Below are 18,117 nucleotides of genomic sequence, written 5' to 3' on the forward strand. Positions count from 1 at the left end.
GATTTCCCATTCCGCAAGGAAGTAAGATCCCTGAAAGATGATCAGGTTGATAGGTCTGAGGTGGAAGTGTGGCGACACATGGAGCTGACAGATACTAATCGATCGAGGACTTAACCTAAATGTTTGTGAAATGTCTGACCGTTATCTAGTTTTGAGAGAACACCTCTCATACATAGTTTGGTGGCGATAGCGAAGAGGTCACACCCGTTCCCATGCCGAACACGGAAGTTAAGCTCTTCAGCGCCGATGGTAGTTGGGGGCTTCCCCCTGTGAGAGTAGGACGCCGCCAAGCGCTTAAGAAGACCAGCTTATATAAGCTGGTCTTTTTTCTATTCCTTAAGGTTTTATGATAGCCAAAAGTGGAAATAATAAAGGACGAAGAGCAATTAGTTGAAAAAAAAACGAAAACCACTTATAGTAAAGTTAAAGTCAAATATAGTCAAAGTCAAGTGAAGGAGGGGGCTGAGTGGGGAAAAATATTTCTGACATAATCGAACAGTATTTGAAACAAATATTAGAACAGAACGGGAAAGAAATATTAGAGATTAAACGGAGCGAAATAGCCGATAAATTTCAGTGTGTTCCTTCTCAGATCAATTACGTGATCAATACGCGTTTTACGAGTGAGCGCGGATACATCGTCGAAAGCAAAAGAGGCGGCGGCGGTTATATTCGAATTATTAAAATCAAAATGAACGATAAAATTGATTTGATTGATAACATTATGAATCAAATCTATACAAGGCTCTCCCAGGCTGCTTCGGACGATATCATTTTAAGGCTGTTAGAAAATGGTGTCATTACAAAAAGTGAAGCAAAATTGATGGTCAGTGTCATGGATCGTTCTGTATTATATATTGATTTGCCTGAACGAGACGAATTAAGAGCAAGAATGATGAAAGCCATGCTTACGTCACTTAAATTTAAGTAAAGCGGGTGAGAAGCGTGATATGTCAAGAGTGTAAAGAAAGACCAGCAACTTTTCACTTTACGAAAGTCATTAATGGCGAAAAAAAAGAAATGCATATCTGTGAACAATGTGCGAAAGAAAACAGTGAGTCATATTCTATGAATGAGAGCGGCGGATTTTCCATCCATAATTTGTTATCCGGACTGCTGAATTTTGACTCGTCTTTTACTAACAGCAGCGAGGCTCAGCTTTTTCAACAGCCGGATCAGGTTCTGAGATGCAAAAAATGCAATATGACGTTCCCGGAATTTCGAAAAACAGGCCGATTTGGATGTTCGGAATGTTATAAAACCTTCCATTCCTATATCACTCCGGTTTTAAGGAAAGTTCACAGCGGGAACACGGTCCATGCCGGTAAAATACCAAAGCGGATCGGCGGTAACCTGCATGTCAGAAGACAAATTGAAGCGTTGAAAAAAGAGCTGAAAGAATTAATTCAGCAGGAGGAATTTGAAAAAGCAGCCAACATTAGAGACCAGATCAGGTCGCTTGAACAAAACCTGAATGCAGACAAGGAGGAGGAGGACTGATGTCACTGCAGCATTTTATTCAGAATGCTTTAAGCAATTGGATGCGGCAGGAAGGCCCTGAAAGTGACATCGTGCTTAGCAGCCGGATCCGTCTTGCTCGCAATTTGGATAAAGTTCGTTTTCCAACACTTTTTTCAAACGAAGAGGCATCAGCGATTATTACATTGTTTGAAGAACAATTCACAGGCTATGAAGTGCCCGGTATCGGGAAATTTGAGCTTGTGAAAATGGATCAGGTGCAGCCTTTGGAAAAAAGGGTTCTTGTAGAAAAACATCTGATCAGTCCGCATTTGACGGAAGCTTCCTTTGGCGCATGCCTTCTTTCTGAAAATGAAGAAGTGAGTATTATGCTGAATGAGGAAGATCATATTCGCATTCAATGTCTGTTCCCGGGATTTCAGCTTTCAGAAGCATTGAAAGCAGCAAATCAGGTGGACGATTGGATTGAAGAACGGATTGACTATGCTTTTTCAGAACAAAGAGGCTACTTGACCAGCTGTCCTACAAATGTCGGAACCGGGCTTAGAGCTTCTGTCATGATGCACCTTCCTGCTTTAGTGTTAACTAGGCAAATAAACAGAATTATTCCGGCAATTAATCAATTGGGGCTTGTTGTTAGAGGAATTTACGGTGAAGGCAGCGAAGCATTAGGGAATATCTTTCAAATTTCCAACCAAATTACCCTCGGTAAATCGGAACACGACATTGTCGAAGATCTGAACAGCGTCGTTGCTCAGTTGATCGAACAAGAACGTTCAGCAAGAAAGGCGCTTTATCAGACTTCGCAAATCGAGCTTGAAGACCGCGTCTACAGATCTTACGGCGTACTGTCTAATTGCCGGATGATCGAATCGAAAGAAACAGCAAGGTGTCTTTCAGACGTTCGTCTTGGAATTGACCTGGGGATAATAAAAGGTCTTTCCAGCAATATACTTAATGAGCTGATGATCCTCACGCAGCCTGGATTTCTCCAGCAATATTCGGGAGGAGTCTTAAGGCCAAACGAGAGGGACATCAGGCGGGCTGCTCTTATCAGGGAACGCCTGAAATTAGAAAACAACGGCAATAGACAGGAGGATGAAACAATATGATGTTTGGAAGATTCACAGAAAGAGCACAAAAAGTATTGGCGCTTGCTCAAGAAGAAGCTCTGCGTCTGGGCCATAATAACATTGGAACAGAACATATTCTCCTCGGCCTTGTCCGCGAGGGAGAAGGAATTGCTGCAAAGGCGCTGCAGGCATTAGGACTCAGCCCTGACAAAATTCAAAAAGAAGTTGAAAGCCTCATCGGCCGCGGACAAGAGATGTCACAATCGATCCATTACACACCGAGAGCCAAAAAAGTGACTGAACTGGCGATGGATGAAGCAAGAAAGCTTGGTCACTCTTACGTTGGAACTGAACACATCCTCCTCGGCTTGATCCGAGAAGGGGAAGGTGTTGCGGCAAGGGTGCTGAATAATTTAGGCGTCAGCTTAAACAAGGCGAGACAGCAAGTATTGCAGCTGTTGGGCAGCAATGAGAGCGGTGGCGCTGCTTCAGGCGCCAACAGCAATGCCAACACACCAACCTTAGACAGTCTTGCCAGGGATCTCACGGCGATTGCAAAAGAAGACAGCCTTGACCCCGTAATCGGCAGAAGCAAAGAAATTCAGCGCGTAATTGAAGTGCTGAGCCGCAGAACGAAAAACAACCCTGTGTTAATCGGGGAGCCCGGTGTCGGTAAGACAGCAATTGCCGAAGGCCTGGCTCAACAGATCATCAATAACGAAGTACCGGAGATTCTCCGCGACAAGCGCGTCATGACGCTTGATATGGGAACGGTTGTCGCCGGTACGAAATACCGCGGTGAATTTGAAGACCGCCTGAAAAAAGTGATGGACGAAATTCGTCAAGCGGGAAATATCATCCTCTTTATCGATGAGCTGCATACTCTCATCGGAGCCGGGGGAGCGGAAGGGGCAATCGATGCCTCCAATATCCTTAAACCTTCGCTGGCGCGCGGAGAGCTGCAATGCATCGGAGCGACAACCCTTGATGAATACCGCAAATACATTGAAAAAGATGCAGCACTCGAACGGCGTTTTCAGCCGATTCAGGTTGACCAGCCGTCTCCTGAAGAGAGCATTCAAATATTGAGAGGTCTCAGAGACCGCTATGAAGCCCACCACCGCGTATCGATTACGGATGAAGCGATCGAAGCGGCTGTGAAGCTGTCAGACCGGTATATTTCGGACCGTTTTCTGCCTGACAAGGCGATCGACTTAATCGATGAAGCCGGTTCAAAGGTTCGCCTGCGTTCATTTACAACGCCTCCTAACTTAAAAGAGCTTGAACAAAAGCTTGATGAGGTAAGGAAAGAAAAAGATGCCGCTGTTCAAAGCCAGGAATTCGAAAAAGCAGCGTCATTACGGGATACGGAGCAGCGCCTGCGTGAACAGGTCGAAGAAACCAAGAAAACCTGGAAAGAAAAGCAGGGACAAGAAAATTCCGAAGTGACAGTCGACGATATTGCAATGGTTGTTTCAAGCTGGACCGGAGTGCCGGTTTCGAAAATTGCGCAGACTGAAACAGACAAATTGCTGAACATGGAGAGCATTCTTCATTCCCGCGTTATCGGCCAAGATGAGGCTGTCGTTGCGGTTGCCAAAGCAGTCAGACGAGCGCGTGCCGGCTTAAAAGATCCAAAACGTCCTATCGGTTCGTTTATTTTCCTCGGCCCTACAGGCGTAGGAAAAACGGAGCTTGCCCGTGCACTTGCCGAGTCCATTTTCGGCGATGAAGAAGCCATGATTCGCATCGATATGTCCGAGTACATGGAAAAACATTCAACATCAAGACTTGTCGGTTCCCCTCCGGGATATGTCGGCTATGATGAAGGCGGACAGCTTACTGAGAAAGTGAGAAGAAAACCGTATTCCGTCGTCTTGCTTGACGAAATCGAAAAAGCGCACCCTGATGTCTTCAATATTTTGCTGCAAGTGCTTGAAGACGGCCGCCTGACTGATTCAAAAGGGCGCACGGTCGACTTTAGAAATACGATTTTGATCATGACATCAAACGTCGGTGCGAGCGAACTGAGAAGAAATAAATACGTCGGGTTTAATGTGCAGGATGAAACCCAGAATTATAAAGATATGAAAGACAAAGTCATGGGCGAATTAAAACGCGCCTTCAGACCTGAATTTATCAACCGGATTGACGAGATTATCGTCTTCCACTCTTTGGAGAAAAAACATTTGAAAGATATTGTATCCCTCATGTCAGAACAATTAACCAAGCGTCTGAAAGAACAGGATCTATCAATTGAGCTGACTGAAGCGGCTAAAGAAAAAATTGCCGATGAAGGTGTGGATCTCGAATACGGGGCGCGCCCTCTCAGAAGAGCAATCCAAAAACACGTGGAGGACCGGCTGTCTGAAGAGCTCCTGAAAGGCCAAATTGAAAAAGGCCAGCATATTGTTTTGGATGTAGAAGACGGAGAATTTGTCGTAAAAACCGAAGCTAAAACGAACTAATATAGAGACAAAAGAAAGAGGCATACGATGTTCATCAGTATGCCTCACTTTCTTATAAAGGGAGCGTTTTGAAAAATCAATGGCTAAAACAAAGACTAAATTCATTTGTCACTCATGCGGTTACGAATCCGCCAAGTGGATGGGGAAGTGCCCCGGATGCGGCACATGGAATACCATGGTGGAAGAAACGATAAAAAAACCCGCCGCCAACAGAAGAACCGCTTTTTCACATTCCGTTCAAACGGTGCAAAAGCCTTCACCTCTCACTTCAATCAAAACAACAGAAGAGCCGCGAATTAAAACGAAATTGGGCGAATTCAACCGCGTCTTGGGAAACGGTATCGTCAAAGGTTCACTCGTTTTAATCGGAGGCGATCCCGGCATCGGGAAATCAACCTTGCTGCTTCAAGTATCTGCCCAGCTCGCTGATTCAAAAGAAAATGTCCTGTACATCTCAGGTGAAGAATCGGTCAAGCAGACAAAGCTGAGAGCAGACCGTCTAGGCATCAACAGTCCCACTCTTCACGTTTTATCTGAAACCGATATGGAGTATATTACGTCTTCTATAGAAGAGATGAATCCGTCATTCGTGGTGGTTGATTCGATTCAAACCGTTTACCAAAGTGATATCACATCAGCTCCGGGCAGCGTGTCACAGGTCAGGGAATGCACCGCTGAGCTGATGAGAATTGCAAAAACAAAAGGGATTCCGATATTTATCGTCGGGCATGTCACAAAAGAAGGTTCGATTGCCGGACCGAGACTTCTGGAACATATGGTCGACACCGTCCTTTACTTTGAAGGCGAGCGGCATCATACATTTCGGATTTTAAGAGCCGTCAAAAACCGGTTTGGATCAACAAATGAAATGGGAATCTTTGAAATGAGGGAAGAGGGCCTGACAGAAGTGCTGAATCCGTCGGAAATCTTTCTCGAAGAGCGATCGGCGGGAGCAGCCGGCTCGAGTGTCGTGGCTTCAATGGAAGGCACGAGGCCGGTCTTAGTAGAGATTCAGGCGCTGATTTCCCCCACGAGTTTTGGAAATCCGCGCAGGATGGCAACCGGAATTGATCATAACCGCGTCTCATTGCTGATGGCGGTTTTAGAAAAAAGGGTAGGGCTGCTGCTGCAAAATCAAGACGCCTATTTAAAAGTCGCCGGCGGCGTCAAGCTGGACGAGCCGGCGATCGACCTCGCCGTTGCGGTGAGCATCGCCTCAAGCTTCAGAGACACCCCGCCTCATCCGACGGATTGTTTTATCGGAGAAGTCGGCTTGACAGGGGAAGTCCGCAGAGTATCAAGGATAGAACAGAGGGTGCAGGAAGCGGCGAAGCTTGGTTTTAAAAGAATGATTATTCCTTCTGCAAATGTGGAAGGATGGACAAAGCCGAAAGGAATTGAAGTCGTCGGCGTTGAAAATGTAGCTGAGGCCCTTCGAGCTTCATTAGGAGGATCATAATATATGGAAAAAGACAAAAAAGGAGCGAAACAGGATCTTTCAGAAATATTGCAGTTTGTCGCCCCCGGCACACCTCTTCGCGAGGGAATCGAAAACGTCCTTCGGGCCAAAACAGGCGGATTAATCGTAGTCGGCTTCAATGATAAAGTGAAAGAAGTGGTTGATGGAGGGTTCCACATTAATTCTTCTTTCTCTCCGGCTCATCTGTACGAGCTGGCTAAAATGGACGGGGCGATTATTCTCAGCGATTCAGGGCAGAAAATTTTATATGCCAATACGCAGCTCATGCCTGAGGCGACGATACCATCTTCTGAGACGGGCATGAGGCACAGAACGGCCGAGCGTGTGGCCAAGCAGACCGGCTGTCTGATCATTGCGATTTCTGAAAGGCGGAATGTGATTACGCTCTATCAGGAAAATATGAAATATATACTCAAAGATATCGGCTTTATCTTAACAAAAGCCAATCAGGCGATTCAGACACTCGAAAAATACAAACTCATTTTGGACCATGCGATTTCCAATTTGAATGCGCTGGAGTTTGAAGAGCTTGTGACATTTGGGGATGTCATCTCTGTTCTGCATCGATATGAAATGGTGCTCAGAATCAAAAATGAAATTAATATGTATATTAAAGAACTTGGAACAGAAGGCCATCTCATCAGGCTCCAGGTTAGTGAACTGATCACTGATATGGAGCAGGAAGCGGCGCTGTTCGTTAAAGATTATGTGAAAGAAAAAATCAAAGACCCGTTTGTCCTGTTGAAGCAGCTTCAGGATATGTCGAGTTTCGAATTGCTGGATGACTCGATTCTCCTTAAGCTTTTAGGCTATTCAGCAACTACGAATATGGAGGAATACGTTTTCCCGAGAGGCTACAGGCTCCTTCATAAAATCCCCCGTCTCCCGATGCCGATCGTCGAAAATGTTGTAGAAGCATTCGGCCATTTAAAGCTCATTATCGAAGCGGATGTAAAAGAATTGGATGAAGTGGAAGGAATTGGGGCTGTCCGTGCCCAAAAGATAAAGAAAGGATTAAAGAGACTTCAGGAGAAACATTATACTGACAGGCAGCTGTGAGAAAAATTTCTAAAAGTGATTAAAATTTGCAATTTATGGGTATATTATTCTTACTTTTTGTTTTCCCTTTTTCCGATTGAAACAGCTGCATTCATAAAAATTAAAACGATTATTTTAAAGGAGGTGAAGGTATGTTGAAACGAATAGTTCAAGCGTTCTTTGCGATTTTGGGAGGCGTAATCGGTATTTTTCTCATACCGGAATTGTTTGTGCTGTTAAATGTACAGGACATACCTTTAGTAACAAACCCGTATGCGTCCGCTTGTTTAGGAGCTATCATCTTTTTTCTTCTGGGCATCTGGTGCGCGGATCATGTCATCAACTGGGTGAAACAAATTGAGGATTCCTTGATCAAAGCACCTGTCTCAGATTTATTGTTCGGCTCTTTGGGATTAATCTTCGGACTTATGCTCGCTTATCTTATCGTCAACGTCATTCCGTTAAAAGACATCCCTTATCAGTTGATCAGCACGGTCATTCCGATTGTGTTGGCCGCATTTCTCGGTTATCTCGGATTCCGTGTAGGTTTCAAGAAAAAGGATGAAATGCTGACACTTTTCACATCGAGAAAGAAAAAAGGTTCTGCTGAGGAAGAGCGTCCTGAAGAAGACAAAAAGCTGAAAATTTTAGACACAAGTGTTATTATAGATGGGAGAATTGCTGATATTTGTCAGACCGGATTTCTTGAAGGCGTCATTGTGATTCCTCAGTTTGTGCTTGAGGAGCTGCAGCATATCGCCGACTCTTCAGACGTCCTCAAACGAAACAGAGGACGGAGAGGACTGGATATTTTAAATCGGATCCAGAAAGAGCTCGATATCAAAGTTGAAATTTATGAAGGCGATTTTGAAGATATTCAAGAGGTCGACAGCAAACTTGTCAAACTGGCGAAATTGACCTCAGGCGTTGTCGTCACAAACGATTTCAATTTGAACAAAGTATGCGAGCTCCAAAAGGTTGCCGTATTGAACATCAACGACCTTGCCAACGCCGTCAAACCTGTCGTGCTTCCGGGAGAAGAAATGAAGGTGCAGGTCATCAAAGACGGGAAAGAACATAATCAGGGCGTGGCTTATCTGGACGACGGCACGATGATTGTCGTGGAAGAAGGGCGAAATTATATCGGCAAACATATCGACGTGCTCGTGACCAGCGTGCTGCAGACAGCGGCAGGCAGAATGATATTCGCCAAGCCGAAACTGCTGGAAAAGGCGCTTTGAAAAAGGGAGAAATAAAATGAATTACGAAGTCGTCATTCCTGCCGCCGGACAAGGTAAACGAATGAATGCCGGGAAAAACAAACTGTTTATCGAGGCGAAAGGAATACCTGTGATTATTCATACATTAAAGGTGTTTGAAAACCATGATGCCTGCAAAAGGATCATTCTTGTCATCAATGAACAGGAATTCGGTGAATTCAGCACCCTTTTAAAAACCTATCATTTTACAACTCCGATCGAGATGGTGCCGGGCGGAAGAGAACGCCAGCAAAGCGTATTTGCGGGCATTAAAGCCGCCGGCAAAGAGGAAACGGTCCTCGTCCATGACGGAGCAAGACCCTTTATTAAACGGGAATATATCGAACAGCTTGTCGAGAAAGCGAAGGAAACAGGGGCTGCTATCGTTGCCGTTCCTGTTAAAGACACGATCAAACGCGTTCAAGACGGTGAAGTAGCCGGAACGATTGAACGTTCAAGCTTGTGGGCCGCTCAAACCCCACAAGCTTTTCGTCTTTCTATTCTGATGAATGCTCACCTTGAGGCTGAAGCAAAGGGTTTCCTCGGTACGGACGACGCCAGTCTGGTCGAGGAAGCCGGAGGTGCGGTTGCAATCATTCAAGGGGATTATCAAAACATCAAACTGACGACCCCGGATGACTTGCTTGTCGCAGAAGCGATATTAGAAGCGGAAAAGAGGAATGAACATGTTTAGAATAGGCCAAGGATTTGACGTCCATCAACTAGTGGAAGGCAGGCCGCTCATTATCGGGGGAATTACGATTCCTTACGAAAAAGGCCTGCTCGGACATTCGGATGCCGATGTGCTTTTGCACACGATTGCGGATGCATGTCTCGGCGCCGTCGGCGAGGGCGATATCGGAAAACACTTTCCGGATACCGACCCTGAGTTCAAAGATGCCGACTCCTTCAAACTCCTTCGTCACGTCTGGATGATTGTGAAGGAAAAAGGCTATACGCTCGGGAATCTGGATTGTACAATCATCGCCCAAAAGCCTAAAATGGCGCCGTATATCGAAGACATGAGAGCCAGAATTGCCGAAGGGCTTGAGGCGGAAATGTCCCAAATTAACGTAAAAGCGACCACAACCGAAAAGCTCGGATTTACGGGAAGAGCCGAAGGAATTGCCGCCCAGGCTTCCGTTCTGCTCCAAAAGGCATAATTCATTTTGAAGACAGGTTCATTTGATGATAGAATAGGAAATAAATTTGAACTCTGCTAGAGACGAAAGGAAGTTAGACAGATGGGAAACGAAGTTCGGGTTCGTTATGCGCCGAGCCCAACAGGCCATTTACATATCGGAAATGCCAGAACCGCTCTCTTTAATTATTTGTTTGCCCGGAGCCAAGGCGGAAAATTCATCATCCGCATTGAAGATACGGACCGGAAGCGTAACATTGAAGGCGGAGAGCAAAGCCAGCTGAACTATTTAAAATGGCTGGGCATCGACTGGGATGAAAGCGTGGATGTCGGCGGAGAATACGGACCATACCGCCAATCTGAAAGAAACGACATTTACAAAACATATTACGAGGAGCTTCTTGAAAAAGGGCTTGCCTACAAATGTTACTGCACGGAAGAAGAGCTTGAGAAAGAGCGCGAAGAACAGGCTGCCCGCGGAGAAATGCCGCGTTACTCAGGCAAGTGCCGCAATTTAACTAAAGAAGAGCAGGAAAAGCTCGAAGCTGAAGGAAGACAGCCGAGCATCCGCTTTAAAGTTCCTCAAGGAGAAGTCATCAGCTTCAATGACATCGTCAAAGGAGAAATTTCTTTTGAAACAGACGGCATCGGCGACTTCGTTATCGTGAAGAAAGACGGAACGCCTACTTACAACTTTGCCGTAGCTGTCGATGACTATTTAATGAAAATGACGCATGTCCTGCGCGGGGAAGACCACATTTCCAATACGCCGAAGCAGATCATGATTTACAACGCCCTCGGCTGGGAAATCCCGGAATTTGGACATATGACATTAATCGTCAATGAAAATCGCAAAAAACTGAGCAAACGGGATGAGTCCATCATTCAGTTTATCGAACAGTACGAAGAGCTCGGCTATTTGCCGGAAGCATTGTTTAACTTCATCACTCTTCTCGGCTGGTCGCCGGTCGGAGAAGAAGAACTGTTTACAAAAGATCAGTTTATTGAGATATTTGATGTACACCGTTTGTCAAAATCACCAGCGGTGTTTGATACGCATAAACTGAAATGGGTCAACAACCAGTATGTGAAAAAACTTGATTTTGATCAGGTGATCGAATTGACCGTTCCGCATTTGCAAAAAGCGGGCAAGGTTTCAGAAGAGCTGACAGGCAGCGAACAGGAATGGGTTCGCAAGCTGATTTCTCTATATCAGGAACAGTTGAGCTACGGCGCTGAAATCGTCGAGTTAACAGAGTTGTTCTTTAAAGACGATATCCAGTATAATCGTGAAGCAAGAACAGTTTTAGAAGAAGAGCAGGTTCCGGAAGTGCTTCGCGTATTTGCCGAAAAGCTTGAGCAGCTTGAATCGTTTACGGCAGATGAGATCAAGGCATCCATCAAAGCCGTTCAAAAAGAAACAGGACATAAAGGGAAAAAGCTGTTTATGCCGATCCGCGTAGCGACGACAGGGCAGACCCACGGTCCTGAACTGCCTCAGTCCATTGAATTATTGGGGAAAGACACCGTTTTAAAACGGCTGAATAACATTATTCAATAAGATAAATCGTTGACAGGGATAAGTATAAAGCCAGGGCCTTTAAAGAGAGAGTCTTCATCGGCTGGAAAAGACTTAAGCGCCGGGCTTTAGAAATGCACCTCTTGAGACCTTTGAAGAACGTTTTTATAACAAGTATTCAAAGGCGGTATCCGCCGTTATGGATGAGAGTTGAGAAAACAGCTGTGCTGTTTTCTAAACAGAGTGGAACCGCGCGTCAAAAAGCGTCTCTGTCATTAGACAGAGGCGTTTTTTTATATGGTTTGACAATAGAGACAAAGGAAGCGGGGAACGGGGGGAATCATGTGTTCTTTAAAATGCTGAAAGAAGATGTAGACGTCGTATTTGATCAAGATCCAGCTGCGAGAAGCTACATTGAAGTCATCTTAACTTATTCAGGTTTGCATGCTATATGGGCGCATCGAATTGCACATGCTTTATATAAAAGAAAAAGGTTTTTCATCGCCAGAATGATCTCTCAAATCGCCCGCTTCTTTACAGGAATCGAAATTCACCCGGGCGCCAAGATCGGCAGGAGGTTTTTCATCGATCACGGCATGGGGGTTGTGATCGGGGAAACCTGTGAGATCGGAAACAATGTCACGGTTTTTCAGGGCGTGACGCTTGGGGGAACTGGGAAAGAAAAAGGCAAAAGGCATCCGACAATCGAGGATCATGCCCTGATCTCAACAGGGGCAAAAGTGCTTGGATCCATTACAATCGGAAGAGGCGCGAAAATCGGCGCCGGCTCCGTCGTCCTGCATGATGTGCCTGAATGCTCCACAGTTGTCGGCATCCCGGGCCGCGTCGTCGTTCAAAACGGAAAGAAAATCAGACGCGACTTGAACCACCAGGACTTGCCGGATCCGGTGGCTGACCGCTTCAGAGAATTGGAAAACGAAATCAGGCAGCTGAAACAAGAGCTCCGGAGAAAAGAAAGGGAAGATGAGCTGTGACACTAACACTGTATAATACTCTCACACGAAAAAAAGAGCCGTTTGTGCCTCTTGAAGAAGGCAAGGTCAAAATGTATGTGTGCGGGCCGACTGTATATAACTACATCCACATCGGAAATGCAAGGCCGGCGATCGTCTATGACACGGTCAGAAAGTATTTGGAGTACAAAGGCTATGACGTCCAATACGTCTCCAATTTTACAGATGTCGATGACAAATTAATTAAAGCGGCAAATGAGCTTGGAGAGGAAGTGCCTGTCATCGCCGAACGCTTTATTAAGGCATACTTCGAAGATGTCGGTTCACTGGGCTGCACAAAAGCGGACTGCCATCCGCGCGTCACTGAAAACATGGATGAAATCATCGATTTTATTCAGACGCTGATTAATAAGGGCTATGCTTATGAGGCAGACGGGGATGTTTATTATAAAACAAGATCGTTTGAAGGCTATGGAAAGCTGTCGCATCAATCGGTCGATGAGCTGAGATCAGGCGCCCGGATTCAAGTGGGCGAGAAAAAAGAAGATGCGCTCGATTTCGCATTATGGAAAGCGGCGAAAGATAACGAAATCTCCTGGGATAGCCCTTGGGGAAAAGGCCGTCCCGGCTGGCATATCGAGTGCTCTGCGATGGCGAAAAAATATTTGGGCGATTCGATCGATATTCATGCCGGCGGCCAGGATTTGACCTTCCCGCATCACGAAAACGAAATTGCCCAATCGGAAGCATTGACAGGGAAGCCTTTCGCGAAATATTGGCTTCATAACGGCTACATTAATATCGATAATGAGAAAATGTCAAAATCGCTCGGCAACTTTGTGCTTGTGCATGACATTATTAAAGAGCATGATCCCCAAGTGCTGCGGTTTTTCATGCTGTCTGTTCATTACAGACATCCGATCAACTATTCGGTCGAACTTCTCGAGAACACAAAAAACGCTTTTGGGCGTCTAAAAACGGCTTATAGCAATTTGCAGCATCGCCTGAAAAGCAGTACAAATTTAACAGAGGGCGATTCAGAATGGCTTGGAAAAATCGAAGAGCAGCGAAAAGCCTTCGAAACGGCAATGGATGATGATTTCAATACAGCGAATGCAATTTCCGTCCTGTTTGATCTGGCCAAACACGCCAACTACTATCTGCAGGAAAAGAATACTTCAGAACATGTCATTCAGGCGTTTCTGCAGCTGTTTGACGAGATCTGCTCAGTGCTCGGCTTCTCCCTCAAGGAACAGGAACTTTTGGATAAGGACATTGAAGAACTGATCGAGAAGCGGAATGAAGCCCGCAGAAACCGTGACTTTGCAACATCTGACCAGATTCGCGACCAGCTGAAAAGCATGAACATTATCCTGGAGGACACTCCACAGGGTACGCGCTGGAAAAGAGGAGAATCGTAAACATGAATTTGGAAACCATTAAAGACGCCAAACAGCTGAATGGTTTGGCGCTTGCTTACATGGGTGATGCCGTATTGGAGATATACGTCAGGCATCACCTCTTAAAGCAAGGCATGACAAGGCCCAATGATCTGCACAGGCAGTCGAGGCGCTATGTCTCCGCCAAGTCGCAGGCAAGCATGCTGTTTGCGCTTGAGGAGCAGGAATTTTTCACCGAGGAAGAACAAGCTGTGCTGAGAAGAGGACGGAATGCCAAATCCGGAACGGTACCGAAAAATACGGATGTTCAAACATATCGTTACAGTACGGCTTTTGAGGCGGTTATCGGGTATCTTTTTCTTGAGAACAGGGAAGATAGGCTTAATGAACTCATCAAAGCAGCGCTGGAAAAACGGGATGGCAGGGAGGAAGTCAAATGAGTCAGCAGCATGATTACGTCATAGGAAAAAACGCGGTCATCGAAACATTAAAGTCCGGCCGGGAATTGTATAAGCTGTGGATGGCGGAAAACACAGTGAAGGGACAGGCTCAGCAAGTCGTTGAACTCGCCGCCAAAAAAGGCATCACGATTCATTATGTCCCAAGAAAAAAACTCGATCAAATGGTTTCCGGACAGCATCAGGGCGTCGTCGCTCAGGTCGCGGCTTACGAGTATGCCGAGCTGGATGATCTGTATCAAAAGGCCGAAGGCCAAAATGAACAGCCGTTTATCCTCGTTTTAGACGAAATTGAGGATCCGCACAATCTGGGCTCTATTATGCGCACCGCAGATGCGGTAGGGGCTCATGGCATCATCATTCCGAAGAGGCGTGCGGTCGGCCTTACGACGACTGTCGCCAAAGCCTCGACAGGAGCCATCGAACATATTCCGGTCGTCAAAGTGACCAACCTGTCGCGAACCCTGGAAGAAATGAAGCAACGGGGCATTTGGGTAGTCGGTACCGATGCGTCTGGACAACAGGACTACAGGTCGCTCGATGGAAATATGCCGCTTGCGCTTGTCATCGGCAGCGAAGGAAAAGGCATGGGAAGGCTTGTTAAAGAGAAATGTGATTTTCTCATCCGCCTGCCGATGGCGGGAAAAGTCACGTCCCTGAACGCCTCAGTCGCAGCTGGTCTCCTGATGTATGAAGTGTACCGGAAACGAAGCCCTCTGGGAGAATAGACGGAATGGACATCCTGTTGGTCGACGGTTATAACATGATTGGGGCATGGCCTCAGTTGAAAGATTTAAAAGAAAACAGTTTTGAAGAAGCAAGGGATCTGTTGATACAGAAGATGGCGGAATATCAATCGTATACTGGGTTTCGGGTAATCGTTGTCTTTGATGCGCATCTCGTTAAAGGAATCGAGAAAAAGAAGGTCAATCATCGCGTAGAAGTGATATTCACAAGGGAAAATGAAACGGCTGATGAACGGATCGAGAAACTGGTGTCAGACTTGGATAATATTCAGACGCAACTCCATGTTGCCACATCCGACTACACAGAGCAATGGGCGATTTTCGGCCAAGGGGCCCTGCGCAAATCAGCCAGGGAGCTGCTCAGGGAAGTCGAAGCGATCGAAAGGCAAATCGAAAAAAGGGTGAAACAAATCACCTCAGAACGTCCCGCGGGGAAAATTCCATTGTCAGAAGACGTCTTGAAGATCTTCGAAAAATGGCGGCGTGGCGACTTGGATTAGGTTGACGCTTTTTTGTCCATTACTGTATAATATTTCTATCTACGTGCGGTCGGGGGGATCGGAGTGAACTTAGAAAACAACCAGGGAAAATTCAGCAAAGAACAGTTCAGCAAAGAACGTTTTTGCCAGTTGGAAGACGAGCAGGTCATTGAAATGGTTCATGTCGGAGACAGTGATGCGTTAGATTACTTGATTACAAAGTACCGTAATTTTGTAAGGGCAAAAGCAAGATCCTACTTCTTAATCGGGGCTGATCGGGAAGATATCGTTCAGGAAGGCATGATTGGACTCTACAAATCTATCCGTGATTTTAGAGAGGACAAGCTGACTTCATTCAAAGCTTTTGCAGAATTATGCATTACCCGCCAAATTATTACCGCTATCAAAACAGCTACTCGCCAGAAACATATTCCGCTCAATTCTTATGTGTCGCTGGACAAGCCCATTTATGACGAGGAATCAGACCGGACGCTTCTCGACGTGATTTCCGGAGCAAAGGTCATGAATCCTGAAGAGCTGATCATCAATCAGGAAGAATTCGATGATATCGAGCTGAAAATGGGAGAATTGCTTAGTGATTTAGAAAGAAAAGTTCTTGCGCTCTATCTCGACGGAAGATCCTATCAGGAAATATCCGAAGAACTAAACCGCCATGTAAAATCGATCGATAATGCGCTCCAGCGCGTCAAAAGAAAGCTTGAAAAGTACCTGGAGCTCCGCGAAATCAGCTTGTAGCCAATGCTTATGGCATATTGACAGTCATTTTATGACTGTGATATGTTACTTAGGAAATGATCGTCCAGAAAAAGGTGTAAACATGAAGAAAAAAGTAACGTTAGCCTGCAAAAATTGCGGAAATCGTAATTATACGACAATGAAAAGCTCCGCAGCTTTGGCTGAACGGCTCGAAGTAAAGAAATACTGCAATAACTGCAATTCACATACAGTACATCTGGAAACAAAATAGGCGTTTTTGTTTTTAGGTTGTGGAGGTTTCTTACCATGGGTATTATCAAATTTTTAAAGAATGTCGGAAAAGAAATGAAAAAGGTCACCTGGCCTAAAGGAAAAGAACTAACGCGCTATACGATCACTGTTATCACCACCGTTATCTTTTTCGCCATCTTTTTTGCACTCATCGATTCGGGTATTACGCAATTAATTCGTTTAATAGTTGAATAATGATCAGCATAACGTGTTATAATAGATCTAAATATGACTTGCCAAAAAACCCGTTTAACGGGTTTTTTCATTGTTTCAAAATATGAGGCTCGTATAAAAGAAAGTGTCAGTTTCCCGGTACGACCAAAAGGTACGGCCAAAAACTTTTAAGGTGTGGGGAGGGAAGGACTGAAAGGGTCCTGAATGAGAATGGAAAAGAAATGGTATGTGGTTCATACGTACTCCGGCTATGAAAATAAAGTAAAGGCGAACTTGGAAAAACGGGTGGAATCGATGGGGATGCAGGATAAGATATTCCGCGTCGTTGTACCTGAAGAGGAAGAAACAGATATTAAAAACGGCAAGAAAAAAGTCGTTAAAAAGAAAGTATTCCCTGGGTATGTACTTGTCGAACTAGTCATGACGGATGATTCCTGGTATGTTGTTCGAAATACGCCGGGCGTGACCGGGTTTGTCGGTTCAGCCGGATCAGGTTCAAAGCCGACTGCGCTGCTTCCGGGTGAAGCGGAAAAAATCCTGAAGCGGATGGGGCTTGAAGAAAGAAAAACAGAAATCGACTTTGAATTGAAAGAAACAGTCAAGGTGATCGATGGCCCGTTTGCTGATTTCACAGGGACGATTGAAGAGATCGACCATGACAAAAATAAAGTCAAAGTATTTGTTAATATGTTCGGAAGAGAGACCCCGGTTGAGCTCGAATTTACTCAAGTTGACAAATTGTAATGGAAAAGCGCTTGAAATCACTATATAAAAGTGATAATATACAAAGGTGCGTCTTGGCAAAAACGTCAAGGCAGCTAGCTTGATATTTTCATCATTCATATAAAGAATGAGACCTTGAGTGGGAGGGTTCACCCTATTACCACATCACGGACTTAAGGAGGTGTGTCTCGTGGCTAAAAAAGTAGTTAAAGTTGTAAAATTGCAAATTCCTGCTGGAAAAGCGAATCCAGCTCCGCCAGTTGGTCCTGCATTGGGTCAAGCCGGTGTTAACATCATGGGATTCTGTAAGGAGTTTAACGCTCGTACATCTGACCAAGCTGGTCTGATCATTCCTGTAGAAATTTCGGTTTACGAAGACCGTTCATTTACATTTATCACAAAAACTCCGCCTGCTGCTGTATTGCTTAAAAAAGCGGCTGGAATTGAGTCAGGTTCTGGTGAGCCTAACCGTAATAAAGTCGCAACCGTTAAACGCGATAAAGTACGTGAAATCGCCGAAACAAAAATGCCTGACTTAAATGCGGCAGATGTTGAAGCGGCTATGCGTATGGTTGAAGGAACTGCCCGCAGTATGGGTATTGTGATCGAAGACTAATTTTTGTCTCTTTGCTGGGTTGCGAGTTTGGATCAGACAAGTTCGCAACCCTTATTCGTGGGAGGTTATTCCGCTAAAACCA

At 45.4% G+C, this 18,117-nt stretch carries 20 protein-coding genes, 2 rRNA genes and 1 other annotated feature; all 22 genes read left to right on the forward strand.

The features are described from left to right. Positions 1-118: ribosomal RNA gene (locus tag MST20_RS19950) — 23S ribosomal RNA — on the forward strand; the annotation flags it as partial. A 58-nt stretch (positions 119-176) separates the two neighbouring features. Then, positions 177-292: ribosomal RNA gene (gene rrf, locus MST20_RS19955) — 5S ribosomal RNA — on the forward strand. 174 nt (positions 293-466) lie between these two features. Then, positions 467-931: a CtsR family transcriptional regulator gene (locus MST20_RS19960; protein ID WP_075752574.1), complete on the forward strand. Its 465-nt coding sequence runs from the start codon at positions 467-469 to the stop codon at positions 929-931. Between the two features lie 14 nt (positions 932-945). Beyond that, positions 946-1,500, forward strand: a complete 555-nt coding sequence (mcsA, locus tag MST20_RS19965) for a protein-arginine kinase activator protein McsA (protein ID WP_243944401.1) — start codon at positions 946-948, stop codon at positions 1,498-1,500. Beyond that, complete coding sequence (gene mcsB / locus MST20_RS19970) at positions 1,500-2,591, forward strand: protein-arginine kinase McsB (RefSeq protein WP_023855926.1); 1,092 nt, start codon at positions 1,500-1,502, stop codon at positions 2,589-2,591. The genes mcsA and mcsB overlap by 1 nt, the downstream gene beginning before the upstream one ends. Then, positions 2,588-5,020 carry an ATP-dependent protease ATP-binding subunit ClpC gene (gene clpC / locus MST20_RS19975; protein ID WP_243944403.1) on the forward strand — a complete coding sequence of 811 codons (2,433 nt, stop codon included), beginning with the start codon at positions 2,588-2,590 and terminating at the stop codon, positions 5,018-5,020. The genes mcsB and clpC overlap by 4 nt, the downstream gene beginning before the upstream one ends. Positions 5,021-5,099: 79 nt before the next feature. Further along, a complete protein-coding gene (gene radA, locus MST20_RS19980; protein WP_152849931.1) occupies positions 5,100-6,479 on the forward strand; it encodes a DNA repair protein RadA in 1,380 nt (459 codons plus the stop codon). 3 nt (positions 6,480-6,482) lie between these two features. Continuing rightward, positions 6,483-7,559 (forward strand): DNA integrity scanning diadenylate cyclase DisA, encoded by a 1,077-nt coding sequence (gene disA, locus MST20_RS19985; protein ID WP_020449840.1) that lies wholly within the window; start codon positions 6,483-6,485, stop codon positions 7,557-7,559. A gap of 131 nt (positions 7,560-7,690) precedes the next feature. Beyond that, positions 7,691-8,779, forward strand: coding sequence for a PIN/TRAM domain-containing protein (locus MST20_RS19990; RefSeq protein WP_009330350.1), 1,089 nt, complete (start codon positions 7,691-7,693; stop codon positions 8,777-8,779). 16 nt (positions 8,780-8,795) lie between these two features. Then, on the forward strand, positions 8,796-9,491 hold the full coding sequence (ispD, locus tag MST20_RS19995) for a 2-C-methyl-D-erythritol 4-phosphate cytidylyltransferase (protein ID WP_243944405.1): 696 nt from the start codon (positions 8,796-8,798) through the stop codon (positions 9,489-9,491). Continuing rightward, a complete protein-coding gene (gene ispF / locus MST20_RS20000) occupies positions 9,484-9,960 on the forward strand; it encodes a 2-C-methyl-D-erythritol 2,4-cyclodiphosphate synthase (protein WP_075752562.1) in 477 nt (158 codons plus the stop codon). Before ispD ends, ispF begins: the two co-directional genes overlap by 8 nt. An 81-nt stretch (positions 9,961-10,041) precedes the next feature. Continuing rightward, entirely contained in the window at positions 10,042-11,499 is a 1,458-nt protein-coding gene (gene gltX, locus MST20_RS20005) for a glutamate--tRNA ligase (protein WP_243944407.1), read from the forward strand. After that, positions 11,500-11,731, forward strand: a binding site (T-box leader). Positions 11,732-11,801: 70 nt separating this feature from the next. Beyond that, entirely contained in the window at positions 11,802-12,452 is a 651-nt protein-coding gene (gene cysE / locus MST20_RS20010) for a serine O-acetyltransferase (RefSeq protein WP_243944409.1), read from the forward strand. Next, positions 12,449-13,852, forward strand: coding sequence for a cysteine--tRNA ligase (gene cysS, locus MST20_RS20015; protein ID WP_243944410.1), 1,404 nt, complete (start codon positions 12,449-12,451; stop codon positions 13,850-13,852). Before cysE ends, cysS begins: the two co-directional genes overlap by 4 nt. Before the next feature lie 2 nt (positions 13,853-13,854). After that, a complete protein-coding gene (locus MST20_RS20020) occupies positions 13,855-14,271 on the forward strand; it encodes a Mini-ribonuclease 3 (protein ID WP_165425829.1) in 417 nt (138 codons plus the stop codon). Then, positions 14,268-15,017, forward strand: coding sequence for a 23S rRNA (guanosine(2251)-2'-O)-methyltransferase RlmB (gene rlmB / locus MST20_RS20025; protein WP_243944412.1), 750 nt, complete (start codon positions 14,268-14,270; stop codon positions 15,015-15,017). Before MST20_RS20020 ends, rlmB begins: the two co-directional genes overlap by 4 nt. Positions 15,018-15,022: 5 nt before the next feature. Further along, complete coding sequence (rae1, locus tag MST20_RS20030; protein WP_165425831.1) at positions 15,023-15,535, forward strand: ribosome-dependent mRNA decay endonuclease Rae1/YacP; 513 nt, start codon at positions 15,023-15,025, stop codon at positions 15,533-15,535. 63 nt (positions 15,536-15,598) lie between these two features. Beyond that, a complete protein-coding gene (sigH, locus tag MST20_RS20035) occupies positions 15,599-16,270 on the forward strand; it encodes an RNA polymerase sporulation sigma factor SigH (protein WP_243944414.1) in 672 nt (223 codons plus the stop codon). An 82-nt stretch (positions 16,271-16,352) separates the two neighbouring features. Continuing rightward, positions 16,353-16,502: a 50S ribosomal protein L33 gene (gene rpmG, locus MST20_RS20040; RefSeq protein WP_003178289.1), complete on the forward strand. Its 150-nt coding sequence runs from the start codon at positions 16,353-16,355 to the stop codon at positions 16,500-16,502. Between the two features lie 35 nt (positions 16,503-16,537). Next, a complete protein-coding gene (gene secE, locus MST20_RS20045) occupies positions 16,538-16,717 on the forward strand; it encodes a preprotein translocase subunit SecE (protein ID WP_003178291.1) in 180 nt (59 codons plus the stop codon). A gap of 189 nt (positions 16,718-16,906) precedes the next feature. Beyond that, positions 16,907-17,440, forward strand: coding sequence for a transcription termination/antitermination protein NusG (gene nusG / locus MST20_RS20050; protein ID WP_003178298.1), 534 nt, complete (start codon positions 16,907-16,909; stop codon positions 17,438-17,440). Positions 17,441-17,609: 169 nt separating this feature from the next. After that, positions 17,610-18,035 carry a 50S ribosomal protein L11 gene (gene rplK, locus MST20_RS20055; protein ID WP_003178300.1) on the forward strand — a complete coding sequence of 142 codons (426 nt, stop codon included), beginning with the start codon at positions 17,610-17,612 and terminating at the stop codon, positions 18,033-18,035. Positions 18,036-18,117 lie beyond the last annotated feature (82 nt).

It is taken from the genome of Bacillus sp. B19-2, assembly GCF_022832475.1.
Classification (GTDB): Bacteria; Bacillota; Bacilli; order Bacillales; family Bacillaceae; genus Bacillus; species Bacillus paralicheniformis.